Consider the following 24,476-nt stretch of genomic DNA (forward strand, 5'->3'; position numbering starts at 1 on the left):
AGCCCCTTAACAAGCATTCTCTCAGGCATGATCCACGGCTCTTTGGGCGTATTACGTATACCATCTCCATACATGAGAATTACTGCATCTTTGATACCACCAAGCGCCAGAATATTTATGATCTTTTTGAAAATATCTACACCTTCACTTGAAGTAAGAAGTATCCTTTCTGTTATGAGTCCCAGCTGATTCATGGAATCAGCAGCCGTTATCTCAATAGGCGGAACGCACAGATCATCGGATGGGAGAGGAAGTTCACCCATCTTAATATAATGTTCAATATCAAGAACTGCCTGATAACCCTGCTTTCTATCATGCTTAAGCCAGGGATTGTTTATAGTTTTATATGTTCCAAAATCAGATAAAATAAGATACGGGATTTTTTCAGAAATGAACTGGCCGAGGAATTTTTCTTTGTCATAATCTGATATGTCCTGACCTATTGTCTCTATGTCTATTAATAGCCCATCAAAATTATCACTGCTGATATATTCAAATACTACATTTTGCTGATAGTCAAAACTTTCATTATCATTTTTCTTCTGCTCATCAGACCAAAAGCGTCCTCCCGGCATTATAGTAAGAAGTACGCCTTCCTTTTCCGCAGCACGGATCGCACCGGCACAGAAATCACATATTTCTTCATTTTTTAAATCGGATACTAACAGACCTATTCTGAGCATGGCTTTACTCCTTTATAAAGAGTGAGGTTAATAGAAGACAGCTACTAATTTTATTTCTAATCGCTTTCTACAAATATATATCGGCCTGATTGCCTCCTTTATTTACCAAATCCAAACTTCGCAATTGAAATATGCTATCCTTCCTACGAAAAGCCCTGTTTACACCTTTTTCGTAGGAAGATTATTCCTGAAAATGCCTTATTTCTTGATTTTTTTCCTACGAAAACCCTTGTTTGCACCTTTTTCGTGGGAAGACCTTGCCTGAAAATGCATTATTTCTTGATTTTTTTCCTACGAAAACCCCTGTTTTCCTCATTTTCGTGGGAAGCTTATTCCTGAAAATGCCTTATTTCTTGATTTTTTTCCCACGAAAACCCCTGTTTACACCTCTTTCGTGGGAAGACCTTACCCGAAAATGCCTTATTTCTTGATTTTTTTCCTACGAAAACCCTTGTTTACACCTCTTTCGTGGGAAGCTTTTTCCTGAAAATGCCTTATTTCTTGATTTTTTTCCCACGAAAACCCCTGTTTTCCTCTTTTTCGTGGGAAGACCTTGCCCGAAAATGCCTTATTTCTTGATTTTTTTCCTACGAAAACCCTTGTTTTCCTCTTTTTCGTGGGAAGACCTTGCCTGGACATAACTTATATCTTGTCTGATCAAGCCCAATCCTTTATCCGCCACCTTAATCTAAAAAAAGCCCCATGATATATGCGCTGCATATATCATGGGACCTCATCTTAAGAATCAATCCTCTGATTCTTTATCATTTTTTTCGATACCCTAAATCTTATAACTCTTCATCGTTTTTTGATGTCCTCAATCTTATGACTCTTCATCTTTTTTCGATGTCCTCAATCTTACGACTCTTCATCTTTTTCGATATCCTAAATCATCTGACTTTTCATCATTTTTTTGATATCCTCAATCATCTGATTCTTCTTCGTTTTCTTCGCTGTCCTCGATGTCTTCTGAGTCATAGTCGTTTTCTTCGATATCTTCTGATTCGTAGTCATCATCGGATGAAACAGGCATTTCTTCGCCTGTATCTTCCATGGCATCATCCATGTTCTCATACTCAACGCTTCCGTCAGATACCTTCTCACGAACCTTTGCGATACTTACAACGCTTGCACCGTCATCAAGCTTTATAAGTCTTACGCCTGATGTAATACGGCTGTAAATTGATACATCGCTCATTCTAAGCTGAATGATAGTACCCTGATCTGTGATCATCATGACTTCATGCTCGTCATCGACAGCCTTTACACCAACAAGACGACCAGTCTTTTCGATGATCCTGTAACACTTAAGTCCTTTACCACCTCTGTACTGAGTCTTGAATTCTTCAAGCTTTGTACGCTTACCGTATCCATTCTCAGATACTACAAGAAGTGATGATCCCTGTGAATCTATCTGCATACCGATGATCTCGTCATCACCGTCGAGCATCATACCACGTACACCCATAGCATCACGACCCATGGCACGTACATCTGATTCCTTAAATCTTATGCACATTCCATTCTTTGTAACAAGGAATATCTGTGAGTTCTTACGTGTTGTCTTTACTTCTATAAGCTCATCATCTTCTTCAAGATTGATACATCTAAGTCCGTTCTTACGGATATTTGCAAATGCTTCGATAGGAGTCTTCTTAACAGTACCTTTCTTGGTTACCATAAAGAGGTTCTTGCCTTCTTCAAAGCTTCCAACAGGAATTATAGCTGTTATCTTCTCATCAGGTCCGAGCTGCAGGAGATTAACTATAGCTGTTCCTCTTGATGTTCTTGAAGCTTCAGGAATCTTATAGGTCTTCATTGTATACACACGACCTGTGGATGTGAAGAACATTACATGATTATGTGTTGTAGTCATGAGAAGATCTGTTACATAGTCTCCGTCAATCGTGTTGATACCCTTTATTCCATGACCGCCTCTGTTCTGTGCCTTGAAGTTGTCAATTGCCATTCTCTTGATATATCCAAGAGATGTAAGAGCTATTACTGTATTAACGTTAGGAATAAGGTCTTCATCTTCAAACTCAGCCTCATCATGTCCTATCTGAGTCTTTCTGTCATCGCCATACTTATCAGCAATTTCAGAGATCTCTTTTTTGATAACTCCAAGAAGAAGCTTGTGATCTGCAAGTATTGCCTTGAGTTCTGCGATCTTTTTGAGGAGTTCTTCATGCTCAGCCTGGAGCTTGTCTCTTTCCAAACCTGTCAGTGTACGAAGTCTCATATCTACGATAGCCTGAGACTGTGCTTCTGAAAGTCCGAAACGAGCCATTAACTGCTCTTTTGCAATCTGAACTGTTTCACTTCCTCTGATGATCCTTATTACTTCATCGATATTATCAAGTGCTATAAGCAGACCTTGCAGTATATGATCTCTTTCTTCAGCTTTTCCAAGATCATATCTGGTTCTTCTTGTAACAACATCTTCCTGGTGGAGGATGTAATATCTGAGCATCTTATCAAGTGACAGGATCTTAGGCTCATTGTTTACAAGAGCAAGCATTATAACACCGAAGGATGTCTGAAGGTCTGTATGCTTATAGAGCTTATTGAGCATAACCTGTGCATTTACATCATGACGAAGTTCTATTACAACTCGCATTCCATCTTTATCAGACTCATCGCGAAGAGCTGTTATTCCGTCGATTTTCTTGTTCTTTACAAGATCTGCGATTCTTTCGATAAGCTTTGCTTTATTAACAAGATAAGGAAGCTCTGTAACTATGATCCTGTTCTTGCCGCCGTTCATAGGCTCTATGTCTGTTACGGCTCTGCAGATTACCTTACCTCTTCCTGTTCTGTATGCTTCTTCAGCTCCTCTTGTTCCAAGGATGATTCCGCCTGTAGGATAATCGGGAGCTTTGATGATAGGGAGAAGTTCATCTATCTCTGTCTCTCTGTCCTCATTAACCTTATTGTCGATCATAAGATTTATCGCTCTTACAACTTCACGAAGGTTGTGAGGTGGGATATTAGTAGCCATACCTACGGCAATACCTGTTGTTCCGTTTACAAGAAGGTTAGGTATTCTACTTGGAAGTACAGAAGGCTCTTTTTCCGTCTCATCAAAGTTAGGTACGAAGTCTACTGTATCCTTGTTGATATCAGCTACCATCTCCATTGAGATCTTGGTCATTCTTGCTTCTGTGTATCGCATGGCAGCCGGTCCATCGCCATCGACTGAACCGAAATTACCATGTCCATCAACAAGACAATATCTCATGTTCCATGGCTGGGCAAGATATACAAGTGCACCATATATGGATGAATCTCCGTGTGGATGGAATTTACCCATTGTATCACCGACGATACGCGCACACTTACGGTGCGGCTTATCAGGTCCGTTATTAAGTTCTACCATGGAGTAGAGTACACGTCTTTGAACAGGTTTAAGTCCGTCTCTTACGTCAGGGAGAGCTCTTGATGCTATAACAGACATTGCATAGTCTATATAGGAGGTCTCCATTGTCTTCTTTAAATCTACTTCCGTTATATCTGTCGTATTGGTCGCTTCTGTCTGATCAAAGACATCGTCTGGAAGATCATTTCCGGAATTCATTCCGTTCTGATTTTCATTGTCAGCCATTATTATTTTCCTTTTCTTGTTTCATGTTCTTATTTCATGATTAGTGATCTCTTTGGAAAAAAATCCAAAGATTTCTGCTTATATGCTTATCAGTGTCTTATATTTATGATTCCTTTAAAGGTATCATGAATACTGACTTATATCATTAAATATCCAGGTTCTGAACGAACTTGGCATTTGCTTCTATGAATTCTCTTCTTGGCTCTACTTTATCACCCATGAGAGTAGTAAATGTAACATCAAGCTCTGAAACAGCGTCATCATCCATGTTTACACGAAGAAGAGTTCTTGTTTCAGGATTCATTGTTGTCTCCCAGAGCTGCTCGGCATCCATTTCTCCAAGTCCCTTATAACGCTGGATCTTGTTGTTCTGATCACGTCCTACCTGAGCGATGATGTTGTTAAGCTCTTCATCAGAATATGCATACCATGTCTTTTTATTTCTTTCGAGCTTATAAAGCGGCGGCTGTGCAAGATATACATGACCCTGCTTGATAAGTTCAGGCATGAATCTGTAAAGGAATGTCAGCATCAGTGTAGCGATATGAGCACCGTCTACATCGGCATCAGTCATGATGATGATCTTGCCATAGCGAAGCTTGGATATATCAAAATCTTCATGGATACCTGTTCCGAATGCTGTGATCATGGTCTTGATTTCGGCATTACCATAGATACGGTCAACACTTGCTTTTTCTACGTTAAGGATCTTTCCTCTAAGAGGAAGGATAGCCTGAGTTGCACGGCTTCTTGCATTCTTGGCAGATCCGCCGGCGGAGTTACCCTCAACGATGAAGATCTCACAGTTCTCAGGATTCTTGTCAGAACAGTCTGCAAGTTTGCCCGGAAGTCCCAGTCCGTCAAGCGCTGTCTTACGTCTTGTAAGATCTCTTGCCTTTCTTGCTGCATCTCTGGCACGCTGAGCCAGAACAGCCTTTTCAATGATAGTCTTAGCAATCTGAGGATTCTGCTCCAGGAAGTATGTAAGCTGCTCTGATACGATACTTGCTACAGCTCCTCTTGCTTCGGAGTTACCGAGCTTTTGCTTGGTCTGACCTTCGAACTGAGGATCACCTATCTTAACAGAGATGATAGCTGTCATACCTTCACGGATATCCTCACCTGTAAGGTTCTCGTCTGTCTCCTTGACAAGCTTCTGAGCCTTGGCATAATCATTGAATATCTTGGTAGTAGCGATCTTGAAACCTTCAAGATGTGTACCGCCTTCAGGTGTATTGATATTGTTAACAAAAGTATAGATGCTTTCATTATATGCATCGTTGTGCTGAACAGATACTTCTACATGTACTTCGTTCTTGTCGCCTTCGAAATACATGATCTGATCATACAAAGGAGTCTTGGACTTATTAAGATAAGCTACGAACTCACTTATACCACCTTCATAGTGGAAGTGCTCAACTCTTGGCTCCTTGATCTCAGCATCTTCCGGGATTCTCTCGTCTGTAAGAGATATCTTAAGTCCTCTTGTAAGGAAAGCCATCTCACGAAGTCTCTGCCTTAGGACATTGTAATCAAATACTGTTGTCTCTCTGAATATCTCTGCATCAGGCTTGAACTCTACACATGTTCCTGTATCTTCAAGTTCGCATGTACCAATCTCCTTAAGCGGATAGCATACATGACCTCTTTCATAACGCTGCATATAGATCTTGCCGCCCTGTTTGACTTTAACTTCAAGCCATTCAGAAAGGGCATTTACTACTGACGCGCCTACGCCGTGGAGACCACCTGATACCTTGTATCCTCCACCACCGAACTTTCCACCTGCATGCAGGATAGTGAATACTACCTCAACACCTGTAAGTCCTGACTTGTGGTTGATACCTGTAGGGATACCACGTCCATTATCTTTTACGATAATAGTATTTCCGGGTGTTATTGTAACTTCAATATGGTCGCAGGCACCTGCCAGAGCCTCATCAACTGAGTTATCAACAATCTCATATACAAGATGATGAAGACCTCTTGCGGCTGTTGTTCCAATGTACATACCAGGTCTTTTACGAACTGCTTCTAGTCCTTCAAGAATCTGGATTTGATCCGCACCGTACTGTACTTCTTCGTTATTAGACATTTATGAACCTCTTTTTTTATCTGCTGTATTTTGGAATCAGTTCTCTGATGTAACAGTTCCGTTTACTACTTTAAACAGCTTATTTATTTCAAATCTATGATTAACGAACTCGTCATAACCTGTGCAGGTGATTATGGTCTGTATATCACCTATTGTATCCAGCAGATAGTTCTGCCTGTTAGAATCGAGCTCGGATAGCACATCATCAAGGAGCAGTACAGGATTTTCCTTCTTGGCCTTTTTGACGATCTCAATCTCTGACAATTTGAGTGAGAGAGAAGCGGTCCTTTGCTGGCCTTGAGACCCGAATTTCCTGATATCTATAGCTTCGTTTTGTGATGCTCCCTTAACAATAAAAGAGAAATCGTCCTTCTGCGGTCCTACACTGGTCTGCTTCAGGAACAGATCTCTGTCTTTGACTTTCTTTAACTTGCTTTCATAATCGTCTGCAGCTACATTGGGCTCATAGAAAATCTTAAGATTTTCACGGCCTCCCGTAAGCTTATCATGTATGGGCTCTATTATGCTGCACAGATCTTCTATGAACTGCTGCCTTGCCTTTATTATCTGAGTTCCGTACATGATCATCTGATCATCCTGCACATCCAGAAGTGGTCTGTATTCCGGATGATCATACATATCTTTGAGCATCTTGTTACGCTGAACCAGAAGCTTATTGAATCTCGTAAGATTGTACAGATATGTCTCATCAAGCTGACACAGCTCCAGATCTATAAACCTGCGCCTCTCCGAAGGGCCGTTCTTGACTATTGCAAGATCCTCCGGTGAGAAAAAAACTGCATTCAGCTTTCCAACATAATCAGCTGCCTTTTTAAGCTTCTGACCATCTATTGCAAGGCCTTTGGATTTACTCTTTCTAAGATGCATATCAAGCCTGTATTCTGCATGATCTCTTTCAATTATGGATCTGATATGAGCTTCATCTTTTTGAAAATTGATTACTTCTCTGTCTTTTGATCCTTTGTGAGATTTGGTTGTTGCCGACATGAATATTGCTTCGAGTATATTGGTCTTGCCCTGAGCATTATCGCCGTACAGGATATTGGTACCCTTATCAAAGTCTAGATGAAGTTCTTCGTAGTTTCTGAAGTTTGAAAGCTCCAGCCTTTTAATAATCATCTTTCGACCTTAAAACTCCTGCCTCTGTATTCAACAACATCTCCCGGAACCAGTTTCTTGCCGCGTCTTGTATCAACTTCTCCGTTGACCTTTACAAGACCTGCCTGGATATCCTCCTTGGCATCAGCTCCTGATTCTTCATAACCGGCCTTCTTAAGGGCCTGTCCGAGCTTTATATAATCATCTGTTTCTCTTAACTTAACTATATCCATTACTAACCTCTATTTTTATTTCTATGTACCGACTTCAGGATGTAGTCAGTATATGTCCAGAAATGCATGGATGCATTTCTATGTACGTTAGTCCACCGTTGTAAAGTTAACCGGAAGAATCAAATATGTGTAGCTTGCATCTGCATCCTTGATAAAGCATGGAGCCTTAGGATTAACCAGATATATATCCACATTATCATCATCAATTGCACGAAGAGCATCGATAAGGAACTTTGGATTGAAACCGATCTTAAGATCTTTACCCTGCTTATCGATATCAACCTTTTCATCCATGGATCCTACTGCAGAGTTGATCTTCATCTCAAGGAATCCGTCCTCAATTGAGATGATAACAGGTCTCTTATCACCTTCCTTAACAAGGAGAGTAGCACGATCTATACAATCAAGGAATTCCCTTCTGTTGATCGTCAGCTTAGTCTCATAATCAGAGGAGAGCATCTGATCGATATTGAAATATTCACCCTCAAGAAGTCTTGATACAACTACAGTCTTATCAAACTCGAACAGAACATGCTTATCTGTGAAGAAGATACTTACGATGGATTCTGTAGAATCTGTAAGGATCTTGGATACTTCAGAAAGAGCTTTTCCAGGTACGATAACTTTCTTAAAACCATAGCTGCTTGCAAGTTCAACTCTTCTGATAGAGATTCTGTGTCCGTCAAGAGATACCATCTTGAGCATATTGCCGTCTACTTCAAAGAGCTCACCGCCCATTACCTTGTTGGTATCATTGTCAGATATTGAGAAGATAGTCTGAAGGATGATATTACGAAGTGTATACTGTGAGATCTGGATTCCGTCTATTCTCTCAATTGCAGGAAGATATGAGAAGTCATCACCACTTCTTCCAAGGATAGTGAACTTGGCCTTCTCACAGCTTATAGTAACTTTAATATTGCCTTCTGTATTCTGTGATTCGATAGTTACATCATTGTCAGGGAGCTTTCTTATGATGTCAAAAAAGATCTTTGCATCAATAGCGATATAACCTCTGTCGAGGATATTGCCTTCTACTATAGTCTCTATTCCAAGCTCCATATCATTAGCTATGAACTTTATAACTCCTTCTGTAGTGTCAATTAATATACACTGTAGAATAGACATTGTTGTCTTTGCAGGCACTGCCTTAGAAACAATCTGAAGTCCACTAACAAGATTTGATTTCGAGCATACAAATTTCATAGCTCCGATACTTCCTTTCTGTCTATAAAAAGTTTATATGTGTAGGTATTAATTTTATCCACCTAAAAAATCTTTTGGAATGAATTCCGGTGCAGATAAAAAGAAAAAGAATAAAATAATATTCTAATTATTATAGAATGTTGATAAGTGCAAAACCTTTATTATTATACAATTTTACTTGCTTTTTTACAACGAAAAGACTGTTGATAATAAGACTTATCAATGTGAATTTAGCGTATATTTTTCACAATTAATCTATAATTTTTTTAATATTATGATGTGGGTCCAAGTTTCTTTTTGATTATATCCACATTTTTAACAAGATCCTCATCTGTGGATAGCTTTCCTTTTATACGGCTGATACCGGACATAACTGTGGTATGATCTTTTTTGCCAAGGATCCTTCCGATCTCTTCCAAAGAGATATCAGTCATCTCTCTGCACAGATACATTATGATCTGCCTTGGAAGGACTATCTCAGAGTTACGCTTTCTTGATACCACATCATCTATCCTTATGCCGTACTGTTCACATACAGTATTGACGATAAGCTGCGGAGTTATGATCTTGTTTTCTTCAGGAGATATGATATCTCTGAGAGCTTCTTTGACATTATCAATATTGATCTCCACATTATTAAGACGCGAATATGCGATTATCTTATTGAAAGCACCTTCAAGCTCTCTGATATTGCTCTTAATGTTGGTTGCTATATATTCAAGGATCTCATCATCTATATGATTGCCAAAATTCTCAGCATTCTTGCGAAGGATAGCCATTCTGGTCTCGTAGTCAGGTGCCTGGATATCAGCGATAAGGCCCATCTCAAAACGGGATCTGAACCTTTCTTCCAAAGTCTCCATCTCCTTGGGAGGACGGTCAGATGACAGGATTATCTGCTTGCCGGCCTGATGGAGCTCATTAAAAGTATGGAAGAACTCCTCCTGCGTAGACTCTTTACCTATGATAAACTGAACATCATCTACCATAAGAACATCAACCGTGCGGTATTTCTCACGAAGCTTGGACATTGATTCCTGCTTACCTGAACGGATTGATTCAATAACCTCGTTGGTAAAAGCCTCTGATGTTACATATAGAACCTTGGCAGATGAATTATGCTCCATGATAAAATGACCTATGGAATGCATAAGGTGAGTCTTACCAAGTCCGGGACCTCCGTATAGGAAAAGAGGATTGTAGCTTTCTCCCGGAGATTCAGCAACTGCAAGAGATGCCGAATGTGCAAATTTATTATTGGATCCGACTACAAAAGTATCAAATCTGTATTTTGGATTAAGATTTGAATTCTCATAGCTCTGACTCTCGGATACAGACTCTTTTTCCGCAGAAGGAGTTGATGTCTTTTCATTATTAATATTTACATCCTTTTGAAGGACGAAGGAAACATCAACAGCTTCACCTATAAGCTCAGAGATAGCCACCTTAAAGAAGTTCTGATAATGCGTAGTTATGTAATTGTGGGCGATTGAATTATCAGAAGGTATCAGAATAAAAACAACGCCGCCGTTATATTCATAGAAAGATAAAGGCTCGATCCAGGTATGATAAGATATGTCTGTTATGCCTGATTCTTCTCTAACGGCATCTTTAATATGATCCCAGCTGTCATTTAAGATAGATGTGATTTCGTCGGATAACATAGATTCCCCCATTAATTATAGTAGAATAAATTAATTTTATCGTAAAAAAACCTAAACATCAATTTTGCAGGATTGTGGATAACTTTTTTAAATTTTGATAAAAAAAATTTATTATAAAGTTATACACTGACCGTGTTAAGAACAAAATCAACTATAAAAAGGTGGATAAAATCACTTATCACCACTTTTTACCATCTGAAAAAAGTACTTTATCCACATTTTTTCCACAATTTGTGGATTTTTATTATAAAAAACAAATAAAACACAAGTTATCCACATAATCCATATTTAGCTGTGGATAATTAATTTATATACAAGATATTGATAATTATTTTGTGGATAACTTTTTTCAAATTTTTTAAATCCGTAATATACGGACATTTTTGCGTATAATCATACTTGACTAAAAAGATGATTTTATATATAATTAGAACGATTTTTTCCACACAGGAATTATTACAGACCTATCGAATCTGTTTTCCTGTCAGGGAAACAGATTTTATTTCCAGATCCAAGACCTTATCATTACCGGATCTTGGACGTGTATTATTTTGGTAAAGGAGGTGTTATAAGACATGGCAAAGATGACATTTCAGCCGCATAAGCTTCAGCGCAAGAGAGTACATGGTTTCAGAGCTAGAATGAGTACTCCAGGTGGAAGAAAAGTGCTGGCTGCCAGAAGACTTAAAGGTAGAAAGAGATTATCCGCTTAAGGATACTTGACTTAAAGGCTGCATTTTATATAAATGTAGCCTTATTTTTTAATTACATGAAATCACTTAGAAAATCATACGAATTCAAAAATGTATATAACAATGGAAGATCCATTGCAGATAGGTATCTGGTCGTATATGTGTGGAAGAATCAGACAGAAGATAGCTATCTTGGTATCTCCTGCTCTAAAAAGATCGGAAATAGTGTTGTAAGACATCATTTTGCAAGACTTATCCGTGAGATCGTGAGGCTACATGAACAGATGTTTAATAGTGGTTTAAACATCGTAGTCGTTGCCAGATCAGCAAGTAAAGATGCTGATTATCACACACTGGAGGATTCATTCCTTAAGCTCATGGCAAAAGCTCATTTAATGCAAAATAATGAGCAGATCTGAAAGTAGTTGCAGGTGTTTTTATATAAAGAAGCGAACATGGAGAAGTTCTAAACTTTTGAACGTAATATCGTTTACCACGCAGATATAAGGTAACCATATTGTATTTACTTTATTATTGTTACTTTAATTACAATTAATATTTTTATCATCGTTACCTTAATTACAGATATATGATTATTGTTTATTTATCATTATTTCTATAATTGTGGTTATTATATTATGTTTACTTCTTATATGAAGATATTACTTTTCGGATTATGCTACTTATTGTAGTATTTACTGCATGTAACTATGAAAATATGTGACATTCCTTGACTTATGGGAGGTGCACATGAAAAAACTATTTATTTTTCTTATCAGGTTTTACCGGAAATACATATCGCCTTTTAAGAGCACTAAATGTCCTTATATACCGACATGTTCAGAATATGCTCTTGAAGCGGTTACCAAATACGGCGCTTTTAAGGGTGGATTACTTGCACTTTGGAGGATATTAAGGTGCAATCCTTTTTCAAGCGGCGGATATGACCCGGTTCCCTGAGGGGGAAGGTAAGCGGAGGACTGCTTAAATGTTCGAATGGATTGCGGTAATTCTCGGTTATATCATGAACGCTATTTATATCGTTCTGGCCGGAATTGCAGGGTTATTTACTAATAGCGACGGTAGCGTTGCTGTCGGCAATATCGGTATTGCCATTATTCTTTTTACACTTATTATTTATGTAGCTATGCTGCCTCTTACTTACAGACAGCAGAAGTTCAGTAAGCTTCAGGCCAAGATGCAGCCTGAGATCAAAGCTATTCAGGACAAGTACAAAAATAAGAAAGATACAGATTCACAGATGGCTATGAATCAGGAGATTCAGGCTGTATACGGCAAATACGGCGTATCAATGTCAGGTAGCTGTGTACAGATGATTCTTCAGATGGTTATCCTTCTTCCTCTGTATCGAGTTATTTACAATATTCCAAAATACGTTCCTGCTGTTAATGACGTATTTTCAAAACTTGGAAGTGCTCTTGTAGAGCTTGGCGATTCTGCTTCTGAGCAGGTTACAAACCTTGTATCAGGTTCAACAAGTGCTGCAGCCATTGTAAAAGAGATGGCTGAAAATGGAACATCCAGCGATTATTATGCTCAGCTCCTTAACAAGTTCTCAACAGCAAACTGGGAAGATCTTTCAAATTGGGCTTCTTCTACAGGCAACACAGATCTTGTTAATACAATAAACACAACTTCTTCTAATGTAGAGACAATGAACAGCTTCCTTGGACTTACAATTTCCAACTCACCACAGTTCATGTTCTCTGAAGCTATTGAGAAGTTCCATTCTGCAGGATTTTCTGCAGGTGTTATTGTAGCGATCATCCTTGCTGTCATAGTTCCTGTACTTGCTTTCCTGACACAGTATCTGTCAGTTAAGCTTACAACTTCAATGACTCAGTCAGGCCAGAAGCTTGATCCTAACGATCCTGCAGCTCAGATGCAGAATTCCATGAAGACTATGAACGTAGTAATGCCTATCTTCTCTGCATGGATCTGTTTTACACTTCCTGCAGGTATGGGTATCTACTGGATTGCAGCTGCTGTTATTCGTACAATTCTTGCAATCATTGTTAATCACCGTATCGACAAGATCGATATCGATGCAATGATCGAAGAGAACCAGGCCAAGTATCAGAAGAAGCTCGAGAAGAGAAAAGATCTTACACCTGATCTTTCCAACTACGCTAACTTCTCTAACAGAAATCTCACAGCATTTAATGAAGAGATCAAGACAAGCTCTGTTTCCGAAGATGATCGTACAAGAAGACTCGAAGAAGTCGGAGCTTTGTATGATTCCGGTAAGGCACGCAAAGATTCACTTTTAAATGCGGCTAATATGGTAAAAGAATACGACAGAACACACTAATTAATCGTAGAGTAGGAGACTTATAATGAGTGAATATAAAGAGTACGCTGCCAAAACAGTTTCCGAAGCAATAACAGAAGCTTGCGCGCAGTTATCAGTTACATCTGACAGACTTGATTATCAGGTTGTCAGTGAAGGATCTGCAGGTTTCCTCGGAATGGGAATAAAACCTGCTATTATTAAAGCTCGTATTAAGGAACAGGATGTTAAAGCCGAAAACACTTTTGTAGAAAAAGAAGTTGAAGCTCCTTTAAAAGAAGAAGTTCCTGTAATTACCAGAGAAGAAACAGTATCTTCAAATGAAGAAACAAAAGCACCATCTTCATTTAATGAAGAAGAGATCATATCCACTGCAAGAGTATTTCTTTCAGATGTATTCAAAGCAATGGAAATGCCTGTTGAACTTGATATTACTTTTGACAAAGAAAATACAATTCTTAATATTGATCTTAAGGGAGCAGATATGGGTGTTCTCATTGGTAAGAGAGGTCAGACACTCGATTCTCTTCAGTATCTCGTATCACTTGTAGTTAACCGCGATAAGGAAGACTACATCCATGTAAAGGTAGATACTGAGAATTATCGTCAGCGTCGCAAGGCTACACTTGAGAATCTTGCCAAGAATATCGCTTACAAGGTTAGAAAGACCAGAAGAAACGTATCTCTTGAACCAATGAACCCCTACGAAAGAAGAATCATTCACTCAGCTCTTCAGAATGACCGTTATGTAACTACTCATTCAGAAGGCGAGGAACCATATCGCAGGGTTGTTATTACTCTTAAGAAATAATAGTGCCAAGCTTCTTATTTAGAAGTTTTCGAATCTGACTATACGAAAGATATGGTTAAATTTGGAATATGGCAGGCCAACAACTGGTATTTTTATACACCCCGCTTTTATAAGTGGGGTGTATTTTGCGGTTAGAAATAATACAGGTAATATAATAATTACATTTAGAGGATACCTATGATTCATACTAATGACGATACTATTGCTGCAATAGCTACAGCTGCAAGTGATGCAGGTATAGGAATAATAAGGGTAAGCGGTGATAAAGCTATAAGCCATGTAGCCCGCTTCTACCAGAATTCAAAACATGAGTTTGATCTTTTGCAGCATGCAAACGGAACAATTCGTTTTGGATATTTTTGTGATGCATCAGGAAATCTCATAGATGAAGTCATGGTCTCTGTTATGAGAGCTCCCCATTCTTATACCAAAGAGGATGTAGTAGAAGTTAATACCCATGGCGGAACAATGGTCATGCAAAAGATATTGCATGAACTTATATCAGATGAGAATATATGCAGACTTGCAGATCCCGGTGAATTCACCAAAAGAGCTTTTCTAAATGGAAGGATTGATCTTACAAGAGCAGAAGCTGTTATGGATATAATCGAAGCCAAGTCTGAATTTGCTCTTAGTAATTCAGAGAAGCAGCTTCGCGGTGACATGCGCAATATTATAGTCGATATGAGAAAGCAGATAATCTATGAGATGGCATTTATAGAATCTGCCCTTGATGATCCCGAGAATTATGATCTGACAGATTATTCAGACAGGATCATGCCAATGTGCGACAAACTTATACGAAAATGCGATAACCTTATAAAAAGTGCAGATGAAGGCAGAGTCAGAGCTACAGGCTTAAGTACGGTTATTATTGGTAAGCCAAATAGCGGCAAATCTTCTCTTCTTAACGTTCTTACCGGAGAAGAGACTGCGATCGTAACTGATATTGCAGGTACAACAAGAGATGTTATAGAGCATGACGTTAAGATTGATAACATACTCCTTCATGTAATTGATACTGCCGGAATCCGCAATTCCTCTGATAAGATAGAAGCAATCGGCGTTGAGAAGGCAAGAAAGTTCGCCAAGGAAGCAGAACTTATCTTATATATGGTAGATTCCACTTCCCAGATCAACGATGAAGATATAGAGATACTCACATCAGTTAAGGACAAAAAGATAATAGTTCTTCTTAATAAGACTGACAAAGAAGACGAGATTATCATTACAAAAGAAAATATCAAAAAGCTATTGGAAACTGTTGGTATTATATCTGACGTTCCAATTATCACCACATCTATGATTCTCGGAAACGGAATAGATGAATTAAAGAGCGCTATCAGTGATCTCTTCTTTAATGGAAAGCTTGTTCCTGAAGACGAAATATATATTACAAACCTTCGTCACAAAGGCCTTTTAGAGAAAGCTGATAAGTCCCTTCGCCTTGTAAGAGATTCTATAAATCAGGGTCTTAGCGAAGATTTCTATACAATAGACCTACATGATGCATATGAAAGTCTCGGCCTAATAATAGGCGAAGAAGTAGGAGATGACCTCGTCGAAGAGATATTCTCCAAATTCTGCATGGGAAAGTAACATATATTCAAACTTGTAAGAATCATTGATTGTTTATTATGTGCGAAGTTTGAGTTATCATATATAAAATAATCAAGATAATCCATCACCTTTAGGTGGTGGAAATATCTTGATTTCGGGTGCGGGGTTATAACCCCCGTACCCGTAGAACTGCGTCAGCAGTGATTTTATAACGAGCAAAAAGCGAAGCGTTTGCGAGTTTAACTTTTACTTATATATAGTTTATAATTTGTTTCTGAAAGTATATGTTGAATTTATATACTTCCAAAGCTTGAGGAATATTATGATTAATACTGAATTTGATAATGTTGATGTTTGCGTAATAGGTGCCGGCCATGCCGGATGTGAAGCAGCTCTTGCCTGTGCACGTCTTGGTCTTGAAACAGTTGTATTTACTGTAAGTGCCGACAATATTGCTTTTATGCCCTGTAATCCTCACATCGGAGGTTCTTCAAAAGGACATCTTGTAAGAGAGATAGATGCTCTTGGTGGTGAGATGGGCAAAAATATAGATAAAACTTTCCTTCAGTCCAAGATGCTTAATGTTTCCAAAGGACCAGCTGTACATTCACTTCGTGCCCAGGCAGACAAGCTTGCTTATTCTCTTTTGATGAAGAAAAAGCTCGAAGAGCAGGACCATCTTACAATCAAGCAGGCTGAAGTTGTAGAGCTTATAACAGAAGAAGTCACTAAAGATAGCGTTGATGCATTTGGTAATAACCTTTATAAAGAAGGTTACAAGCACAGGATTACAGGAGTTAAGATCGCAACAGGCGGTATATATAACTGTAAAGCAGTAATTCTTTGTACAGGTACATATCTTAAAGCTAGATGTCTCTGCGGAGAATCAATTACATATACAGGTCCTAACGGAATGCAGCCTTCCAATAACCTTTCAGCTTCATTAATTAATGCAGGAATAGGACTTAGAAGATTTAAGACAGGAACACCTGCAAGAATGGATGGCAATTCAATTGATTATTCCAAGATGACAGAGCAGTTTGGAGATACTCCTGTTGTACCATTTTCTTTTTCAACTGATCCTGCTGATGTTCAAAAGCCTCAGGTTTCATGCTGGCTTACATATACTAATGAAAAGACACATGAGATCATAAGAGAGAATATCGGAAGATCACCTATGTATTCAGGTGTTATTGAAGGTGTAGGCCCCAGATATTGTCCTTCAATAGAAGATAAGGTTGTCAAGTTCCCTGATCATGAAAGACATCAGGTATTTATCGAGCCTGAAGGAACATTTACAAATGAGATGTATGTCGATGGAATGTCTTCATCAATGCCTGAAGATGTACAGCTTCAGATGTACAGATCAGTTCCAGGTCTTGAAAACTGTAAGATTGTAAAGAACGCATATGCAATAGAATATGACTGTCTTGAATCAGGCCAGCTTTCACCTGTTCTTGAGATAAGAACAATCAGAGGATGCTTTAGTGCCGGTCAGTTCAACGGAAGTTCAGGATATGAGGAAGCTGCTGCACAGGGGCTTTATGCCGGAATCAATGTTGCAAGACAGTTATCAGGTAAGCCATATATTACTATAGATAGAAGTGAAGGATATATAGGAGTTCTTGTTGACGACCTTGTAACCAAGGACAATTTAGAGCCTTACAGAATGATGACTTCACGTGCAGAATACAGGCTCTTCCTTCGTCAGGACAATGCTGATCTTCGCTTAAGAAAAAAGGGTTATGAGGCAGGCCTTATAACCAAAGAGCAGTATGACTACCTTATTCTTAAGGAAAAGCAGATTGAAAGCGAGATACAAAGACTTAAGAATACCAAGGTCGGAGCATCTGCTAATATCCAGAAGTTTATGATTGAGCACAACTCATCTACATTAAAGACAGCAAGCACACTTGCTGAGCTTATATGCAGACCTGAGCTTTCCTATGATCTTATAGCAGATATAGATCCTGATAGACCTGAGCTTACACATGATGTAACTGATCAGGTTGAGATCAATATAAGATATGAAGGTTATATCACAAGGCAGGAATCTCAGATAGCAGCATTTAAAAAGCTTGAAAATAAACTTATTCCTGCTGATATTGATTATGATCAGGTTTCAAGTCTTAGAATAGAAGCAAGACAGAAACTGAAGAAATTCATGCCACTTAATATAGGTCAGGCCAGCCGAATCAGCGGTGTAAATCCAGCTGATGTTTCTGTACTTATTGTATATATAGATTCGGTATATAAAGCTACTAAATAATGAAAGATTAAAAAATATATAAGAATCATAATATATCAACAACTAGTAACATATATCAAAACATATAGCATTTATAAAAACAAATAACATAAAAAAATATATAGCATATAATATCAAAAATAAATAATAGATTGTAATACCCATAATAATTCCAGTCTTTATTTATTATAAATCAATATTTACATTTTATATCTTAAGTTTAGCGTGAAAAGTTTTATCGATATGAGAATTTTTTTGCACGGCTATTTGAGACGAGTCCATATAGCCATGACGGTAAATCCGAATCTGATATTTGGTTTGCCGGACTTATACAAGTGCTCGTTATAGAGGAATAATATGAACGATTATACTAAGATGATCAATGATCTCAAATCAATAGGAATAGAATTATCAGATCATCAGCTTGAGCAATTTGATAAATATTATAATTTGCTCGTAAAATGGAATGAAGTAATGAACCTGACAGCCATCACAGAATTTAATGATGTATGTCAGCTTCATTTTGTTGATTCCATAATGGCAGCACCATATTTTGATTTCACCAAAAAAGGCCTTACTCTTATAGATGTAGGTACAGGTGCAGGCTTTCCGGGAATACCTCTTAAGATCGTATTCCCTCAGCTCAAAGTTACCCTTCTTGACTCTCTTAATAAGAGACTTAATTTTCTTAATGAAGTCATACAAGAACTTGAACTTACCCAAGATGGCGGATCAATAGAAACAGTTCATGGAAGAGCAGAAGATTATTCTAAATCCAAGGGCGGTGTTTTACGTGAAAAATTTGATATCGGAACTGCCAGAGCTGTTGCTAATATGTCAACGCTTTCTGAATATATACTTCCTTATGTAAAAGTAGGGGGTCATTTTGTTGCATACAAAAGCAACAAAATTAATGATGAAATTGATTTGTCTAAAATCGCTATAAAAACTCTTGGCGGTTCTATAAAGTCTGTAAATAATACTTTCTTGCCTGGTTCAGATATAGAAAGATCTATTGTAATAATTAACAAATCAAAACCAACTCCAAAATTATACCCTCGAAAAGCTGGACTACCTTCCAAACAACCTCTATAATAAATAAGAGTTCAAACTTTCGATTTTGAAATTTTGCTGTTTGTTTCACGTGAAACATTCCAATTTACAACTTTGTAATTCCAAAAAAGCACAAAACTTTGTTTCACGTGAAACAATATAATCAATATTTAGTATAATTATGCCGTGAAACATTGTTAAAAAGCGTTTAAGTAACATGTGAAACAGGCATTTATTATGTCCAAAAAGCCTTATTTTAAAGGCAAAAAACAGGATTGAAGCTATAATTCATAGCTATAAACCATAATTTCATAAAAAAATCCGGATAATAAACTTTAAAGGACTAAAAGATGCCGGATTTTGGAATATAGATTCCAAATAAAACCAGTAAAAGAAGATCGCAGGCGCCGTTTGCGATTGTTTTTGTGTTTTATATTAAGTGCATTTTGGAATCAGAACATAAAATATCGGCGCAGAAATGGGAGATATATGGGAAGAATCATAGCGGTAGCAAACCAAAAGGGAGGAGTTGGAAAGACAACAACTTCTATTAATCTTTCAGCAGCTCTTGCTGAAGAGAACAAAAAAATTCTCGTAATTGATGCAGACCCCCAGGGAAACACAACAAGCGGATTCGGTTTAGACAAGAATGAAATAGACAGAACCATCTATCATTTAATGATAGGAGAAAGTACAGTAGAAGAATGTATCAGACATGATATAATCGAGGACCTTCCTGGAATAGATATCATTCCTTCTAATATCAATCTTTCAGCAGCAGAGATTGAACTTATCGATATAGATAAGAAGGAATACATTCTTAAAAATGAAATTGATAAGGTCAAAGATTCTTATGATTTCATTATCATAGACTGTCCACCTTCACTTAGTATGCTGACAGTAAACGCAATGACCACAGCAGACAAAGTTCTTGTTCCAATTCAGTGTGAATATTACGCTCTCGAAGGATTAAGCCAGCTGGTACATACAGTAAATCTTGTCAAAGAAAGACTTAATCCGACACTTGAAATGGAAGGTGTCGTATTCACAATGTTCGATGCAAGAACAAATCTTTCATTACAGGTAGTGGAGAATGTTAAAGATCACATAGATGAAAATGTGTTCAAGACCATCATTCCAAGAAACATAAGACTTGCAGAGGCTCCAAGCTACGGACTTCCAATCAATCTGTATGAACCAAAATCTGCAGGAGCAGAAGCATATAAGCTGCTCGCAGAAGAAGTAATAGCAAATGAACGCTAAAAAGAGGGGATAAGAATATGGCAGTAAAAACAAAAAGAGGTCTTGGAAGAGGACTTGATAGTCTGATACCGGCAGGAGAATCCAAAAAAGAAGCAGTTGTTGCTACTATAACTAAAGAAGATAAATCATCAAAAGATACATCCAAACAGATGATAAAGATAACCAAAGTAGAGCCCAATCATGAGCAGCCAAGAAAACTGTTTGATGAGGATGCTCTTCAGGAACTTGCTGAATCTATCAAGCAGGTAGGAATTCTTGAGCCACTTCTTGTAAGATCAAGGGATGATCATTTTGAAATAATAGCTGGTGAGAGACGTTGGAGAGCAGCAAGAGCAGCAGGAGTTAAAGAAGTACCTGTTGTAATAAGAAATGATCTTACAGATCAGCAGATAGTTGAGATTCAGCTCATCGAGAATATCCAGAGAGAAAACCTTAATCCAATTGAAGAAGCTAAGGCTTTCCACAGACTTATAACAGAATTCAACTTAAAGCAGGACGAAGTAGCTGACAGAGTATCAAAGTCTCGTGTAGCGATCACCAACTCAATGAGACTTCTGAAATTATCAGATGAAGTTCAGCAGATGATAATAGATGGTAAACTTACAAGTGGACATGCAAGAGCACTTATATCTGTAGAAGATAAAAAGCTCCAGCTTGAACTTGCAGAGAAGATCTTTGATGAAAAGCTCAGCGTACGTCAGGCAGAAAAGCTTGTAAAGGATATTGGCAAAGAAAAGCCCGCACCAAAGCAGCCTACAGTAATAGACAAGAACCTTGAAAATATATACAGAGATCTCGAGAAGAGATGTAAGGAAAAGACAGGAACCAAGGTTGCCATTACACCAAAAGGAAATGAAGGCGGCGGTAAGATTGAGATCGAATTCTATAACAACGACGACCTTGAGAAAATCACACGCATGCTGCTTCTATAATAAGACATACGGTTAAAAAGACATTTTGATACAAGCGATAAAAATCTATATATCACAATATGATGTATAAATCAGAAAAAAAGAAGGAAAAGTAAATGAATAGTACTATATTAAATTATGTTGGACTTTCAAATCTAGATCCAGGTATATATGTAATAGCAATAGCAGTACTGATAGTTCTGGTTTTGATACTCCTTATATTCACAATAAAGCAGGGCAGAGAACTTTCCCTGATGAAGAAGAGAATCAAAAAGTTCATGTCAGGTAGAGATGCTGAAAGTCTTGAAGATCAGATAGTTGAGCTTTTCGAAGATAATCAGTACATGAAAGCTGCATCAGACAAGAATAAAAATGATATTATAGATATAAATAAAAGAATGAGACATTGCTTCCAGAAAATAGGTATCGTTAAATATGATGCACTTAATCAGATGGGCGGACAGCTATCTTATGCGCTTGCCCTTCTTGACGAAGAAGATAATGGATATATAATAAACTCAGTACATGGTAATGAAGGATGCTATTCCTATACCAAAGTTATAAAGAACGGAAGATCCGATATAGAACTTGGTACAGAAGAAAGAAAAGCACTTGAAAGTGCCGTAATGAGCCGATAATTCATATGTAACGGCATTAAAACTATCGTATGTAGTTGATAATGCTATAGATCTTTCTTTATGAAAAATTTGCAATATAACTTTTATTTCTTATACTTAATACAACTTACATATATAGAATAAAAAATATTTTTCATATAAAAAGCCATGTAAAAAGATAAATAAATAATTTATATATAATGAAACGGAGATAGTCATGATCGATATCAAATTTTTAAGAGAAAATCCTGATGTGGTAAAGGAAAACATCAAAAAGAAATTCCAGGACCAGAAGCTTTCACTTGTTGATGAAGTAATAGAGCTTGATAAAGAAAGCCGTCAGATCAAACAGGAATCAGATGATCTTAGAGCTAGCAGAAACACAATCTCCAAGCAGATTGGTGCTCTTATGAAGGAAGGCAAGAAGGAAGAAGCAGAGAAAGTTAAAGCAGAAGTTACCAAGAATGCAGAAAGACTTTCAGAGCTTGAAGAGAAGCAGAAGGAAGTTGATGATAAGATCCTTAATATCATGTATCAGATTCCTAACATCATTGATCCTTCAGTTCCGATCGGTAAGGATGATTCATGCAACGTAGAAATCGAAAAATTCGGCGAGCCTGTTGTTCCGGATTTCGAAGTTCCATATCATACAGATATAATGGAAAGATTTAATGGTATCGATCTTGATGCAGCAAGAAGAGTAGCAGGTAATGGCTTCTATTATCTTATGGGAGACATTGCAAGACTTCACTCAGCAGTGCTTGCATATGCCAGAGATTTCATGATCGACAGAGGATTTACATATGTAATTCCACCTTACATGATCCATGGCAACGTAGTATCAGGTGTTATGAGCTTCCCTGAAATGGATGCAATGATGTACAAGATTGAAGGTGAAGATCTGTATCTTATTGGAACATCAGAGCATTCTATGATCGGTAAGTTCATAGATCAGCTCCTTCCTGAAGATGAGATGCCATATACACTTACATCATATTCACCTTGCTTCCGTAAGGAAAAAGGAGCTCACGGTATCGAAGAAAGAGGCGTATACAGAATACATCAGTTCGAGAAGCAGGAGATGATAGTAGTCTGCAAGCCAGAAGATGCATGGAACTGGTACAATAAACTCTGGCAGAACACAGTAGATCTCTTCCGTTCACTCGATGTTCCTGTAAGAACACTTGAGTGCTGTTCAGGAGATCTTGCAGATCTTAAGGTGAAGAGCATCGATGTCGAGGCATGGAGCCCGAGACAGAAAAAATATTTTGAGGTCGGAAGCTGCTCTAATCTAGGCGATGCTCAGGCAAGAAGGCTCGGCATCAGGGTTTCCGGAAAAGACGGAAAATATCTTGCGCACACCCTTAACAATACCGTTGTAGCACCGCCGAGAATGCTTATAGCATTCCTTGAAAACAACCTTCGGGCTGACGGAAGCGTTTCCATTCCCGAGGTTCTAAGGCCCTATATGGGAGGCAAAACAGCCCTCATTCCTGTCAAAAAGTGAGTATTAAGGGCAAATTATACATGGCAGGGCGGCTTTCTTAAGTGAAATGTAACAAAAAAATAACAAAATCACAAAAAAGTTGTTGCATTTTTGAAAAAAGCATTTTATAATCGCCTTACTGGAATAAATATTACTATGAGGCGGGGTGTATTATCCTGCCACAAACACAAGGAGGAATGAAAATGAATTTCAAGAAAGTAACAACAGGCGTTCTTGCCGGTGCAATGCTTGCTTCACTTGCAGCAGTTCCTGTATCCGCAGCTGATGAGCATCACGCTTATATTCAGTTCCAGACCAGCGGCTATGCGTTCCGTAACAGTTGGGATGAGTCTTCTTACGGACTTAACAATGATGCGGGTTATGACTACAGCAAGATTCAGGGGTGGAACGGCAGCGAGCATGAGTACCGCGAAGGAACGCTCACCGATGCTGTCATTACAGGCGATGGAACATATACGGTGTCGGTAAAGGGTGCCCAGTTCGAAGACAGAGATTTCAGTGCAACTGCGGATAGTGATTATAACATGCTTATGGTAAGCACGGATCTTGATATAGAGCTTCTTGATCCGGATGCAGATAATGGTTTTTCAATCGTTGTTGATTCACTTGTTATCGATGGTAAGACGATCGATGTATCAAATCACCAGATCGCCGACTATGAGGCTGACAGCGACTACGCCTCTGTAGAACTTCAGAATGTTTATGACAATAATCATCCGGATCTGAAGAAACTTGATGGCCTTACAAAAGATGCAAAGGACATCGAGATCACATTTACCGTTAAGGGCCTTGGCGGATCAGAAGCAGCAGGTGATGTGGCACCCGTTGTTTACCTTGCAGCACTCGCAGCTATTGCAGGAATCGCAATGGTTGCATCAAAGAAAAGAGCTTAATTCCTG

20 protein-coding genes are annotated in these 24,476 nt (G+C 38.2%); 13 read left to right on the forward strand and 7 right to left on the reverse strand.

Features of this window, described 5'->3' with window-relative positions:
- The 7 genes from K6G87_RS00900 to dnaA form a co-directional block, all read right to left on the reverse strand.
- Positions 1 to 683 (reverse strand): hypothetical protein (locus K6G87_RS00900; RefSeq protein WP_330669673.1); only part of this gene is annotated, 683 nt, incomplete at its 3' end.
- 922 nt (positions 684 to 1,605) lie between these two features.
- On the reverse strand, positions 1,606 to 4,287 hold the full coding sequence (gene gyrA / locus K6G87_RS00905) for a DNA gyrase subunit A (protein WP_296832611.1): 2,682 nt from the start codon (positions 4,285 to 4,287) through the stop codon (positions 1,606 to 1,608).
- 145 nt (positions 4,288 to 4,432) lie between these two features.
- A complete protein-coding gene (gene gyrB / locus K6G87_RS00910; RefSeq protein WP_296832613.1) occupies positions 4,433 to 6,382 on the reverse strand; it encodes a DNA topoisomerase (ATP-hydrolyzing) subunit B in 1,950 nt (649 codons plus the stop codon).
- A gap of 36 nt (positions 6,383 to 6,418) precedes the next feature.
- Positions 6,419 to 7,522 carry a DNA replication/repair protein RecF gene (recF, locus tag K6G87_RS00915; protein ID WP_022753295.1) on the reverse strand — a complete coding sequence of 368 codons (1,104 nt, stop codon included), beginning with the start codon at positions 7,520 to 7,522 and terminating at the stop codon, positions 6,419 to 6,421.
- Positions 7,519 to 7,734: an RNA-binding S4 domain-containing protein gene (locus K6G87_RS00920; RefSeq protein ID WP_022753296.1), complete on the reverse strand. Its 216-nt coding sequence runs from the start codon at positions 7,732 to 7,734 to the stop codon at positions 7,519 to 7,521. Before K6G87_RS00920 ends, recF begins: the two co-directional genes overlap by 4 nt.
- 87 nt (positions 7,735 to 7,821) lie before the next feature.
- Positions 7,822 to 8,940, reverse strand: a complete 1,119-nt coding sequence (gene dnaN / locus K6G87_RS00925; RefSeq protein WP_022756914.1) for a DNA polymerase III subunit beta — start codon at positions 8,938 to 8,940, stop codon at positions 7,822 to 7,824.
- Between the two features lie 272 nt (positions 8,941 to 9,212).
- Positions 9,213 to 10,604 carry a chromosomal replication initiator protein DnaA gene (gene dnaA / locus K6G87_RS00930; RefSeq protein WP_022756915.1) on the reverse strand — a complete coding sequence of 464 codons (1,392 nt, stop codon included), beginning with the start codon at positions 10,602 to 10,604 and terminating at the stop codon, positions 9,213 to 9,215.
- Positions 10,605 to 11,179: 575 nt separating this feature from the next.
- Here dnaA and rpmH point away from each other — a divergent pair.
- The 13 genes from rpmH to K6G87_RS00995 all read left to right on the forward strand — a co-directional run bounded on the left by rpmH (position 11,180) and on the right by K6G87_RS00995 (position 24,470).
- A complete protein-coding gene (rpmH, locus tag K6G87_RS00935) occupies positions 11,180 to 11,317 on the forward strand; it encodes a 50S ribosomal protein L34 (protein ID WP_022753299.1) in 138 nt (45 codons plus the stop codon).
- 56 nt (positions 11,318 to 11,373) lie between these two features.
- Positions 11,374 to 11,715 (forward strand): ribonuclease P protein component, encoded by a 342-nt coding sequence (rnpA, locus tag K6G87_RS00940; protein WP_022753300.1) that lies wholly within the window; start codon positions 11,374 to 11,376, stop codon positions 11,713 to 11,715.
- 331 nt (positions 11,716 to 12,046) lie between these two features.
- Positions 12,047 to 12,256, forward strand: coding sequence for a membrane protein insertion efficiency factor YidD (gene yidD / locus K6G87_RS00945; RefSeq protein ID WP_022753301.1), 210 nt, complete (start codon positions 12,047 to 12,049; stop codon positions 12,254 to 12,256).
- Positions 12,257 to 12,284: 28 nt separating this feature from the next.
- Complete coding sequence (locus K6G87_RS00950; protein ID WP_296832625.1) at positions 12,285 to 13,628, forward strand: YidC/Oxa1 family membrane protein insertase; 1,344 nt, start codon at positions 12,285 to 12,287, stop codon at positions 13,626 to 13,628.
- A 25-nt stretch (positions 13,629 to 13,653) separates the two neighbouring features.
- The gene (jag, locus tag K6G87_RS00955) at positions 13,654 to 14,418 is read left to right on the forward strand and encodes an RNA-binding cell elongation regulator Jag/EloR (protein WP_296832628.1); all 765 of its coding nucleotides are present in this window, start codon (positions 13,654 to 13,656) and stop codon (positions 14,416 to 14,418) included.
- A gap of 177 nt (positions 14,419 to 14,595) precedes the next feature.
- Complete coding sequence (mnmE, locus tag K6G87_RS00960) at positions 14,596 to 16,017, forward strand: tRNA uridine-5-carboxymethylaminomethyl(34) synthesis GTPase MnmE (RefSeq protein ID WP_296832630.1); 1,422 nt, start codon at positions 14,596 to 14,598, stop codon at positions 16,015 to 16,017.
- A 283-nt stretch (positions 16,018 to 16,300) separates the two neighbouring features.
- Entirely contained in the window at positions 16,301 to 18,247 is a 1,947-nt protein-coding gene (gene mnmG / locus K6G87_RS00965; RefSeq protein ID WP_296832633.1) for a tRNA uridine-5-carboxymethylaminomethyl(34) synthesis enzyme MnmG, read from the forward strand.
- 336 nt (positions 18,248 to 18,583) lie between these two features.
- On the forward strand, positions 18,584 to 19,321 hold the full coding sequence (rsmG, locus tag K6G87_RS00970) for a 16S rRNA (guanine(527)-N(7))-methyltransferase RsmG (RefSeq protein WP_296832635.1): 738 nt from the start codon (positions 18,584 to 18,586) through the stop codon (positions 19,319 to 19,321).
- 447 nt (positions 19,322 to 19,768) lie between these two features.
- On the forward strand, positions 19,769 to 20,542 hold the full coding sequence (locus tag K6G87_RS00975) for a ParA family protein (protein WP_296832638.1): 774 nt from the start codon (positions 19,769 to 19,771) through the stop codon (positions 20,540 to 20,542).
- Between the two features lie 17 nt (positions 20,543 to 20,559).
- Positions 20,560 to 21,474, forward strand: a complete 915-nt coding sequence (locus K6G87_RS00980; RefSeq protein WP_296832640.1) for a ParB/RepB/Spo0J family partition protein — start codon at positions 20,560 to 20,562, stop codon at positions 21,472 to 21,474.
- A gap of 95 nt (positions 21,475 to 21,569) precedes the next feature.
- Complete coding sequence (locus K6G87_RS00985; protein WP_296832643.1) at positions 21,570 to 22,091, forward strand: DUF4446 family protein; 522 nt, start codon at positions 21,570 to 21,572, stop codon at positions 22,089 to 22,091.
- Positions 22,092 to 22,287: 196 nt separating this feature from the next.
- Positions 22,288 to 23,577 carry a serine--tRNA ligase gene (gene serS / locus K6G87_RS00990; protein ID WP_296832645.1) on the forward strand — a complete coding sequence of 430 codons (1,290 nt, stop codon included), beginning with the start codon at positions 22,288 to 22,290 and terminating at the stop codon, positions 23,575 to 23,577.
- A 182-nt stretch (positions 23,578 to 23,759) separates the two neighbouring features.
- Positions 23,760 to 24,470, forward strand: a complete 711-nt coding sequence (locus tag K6G87_RS00995; RefSeq protein ID WP_296832647.1) for a hypothetical protein — start codon at positions 23,760 to 23,762, stop codon at positions 24,468 to 24,470.
- Positions 24,471 to 24,476 lie beyond the last annotated feature (6 nt).

This window comes from Butyrivibrio sp. (assembly GCF_024699075.1).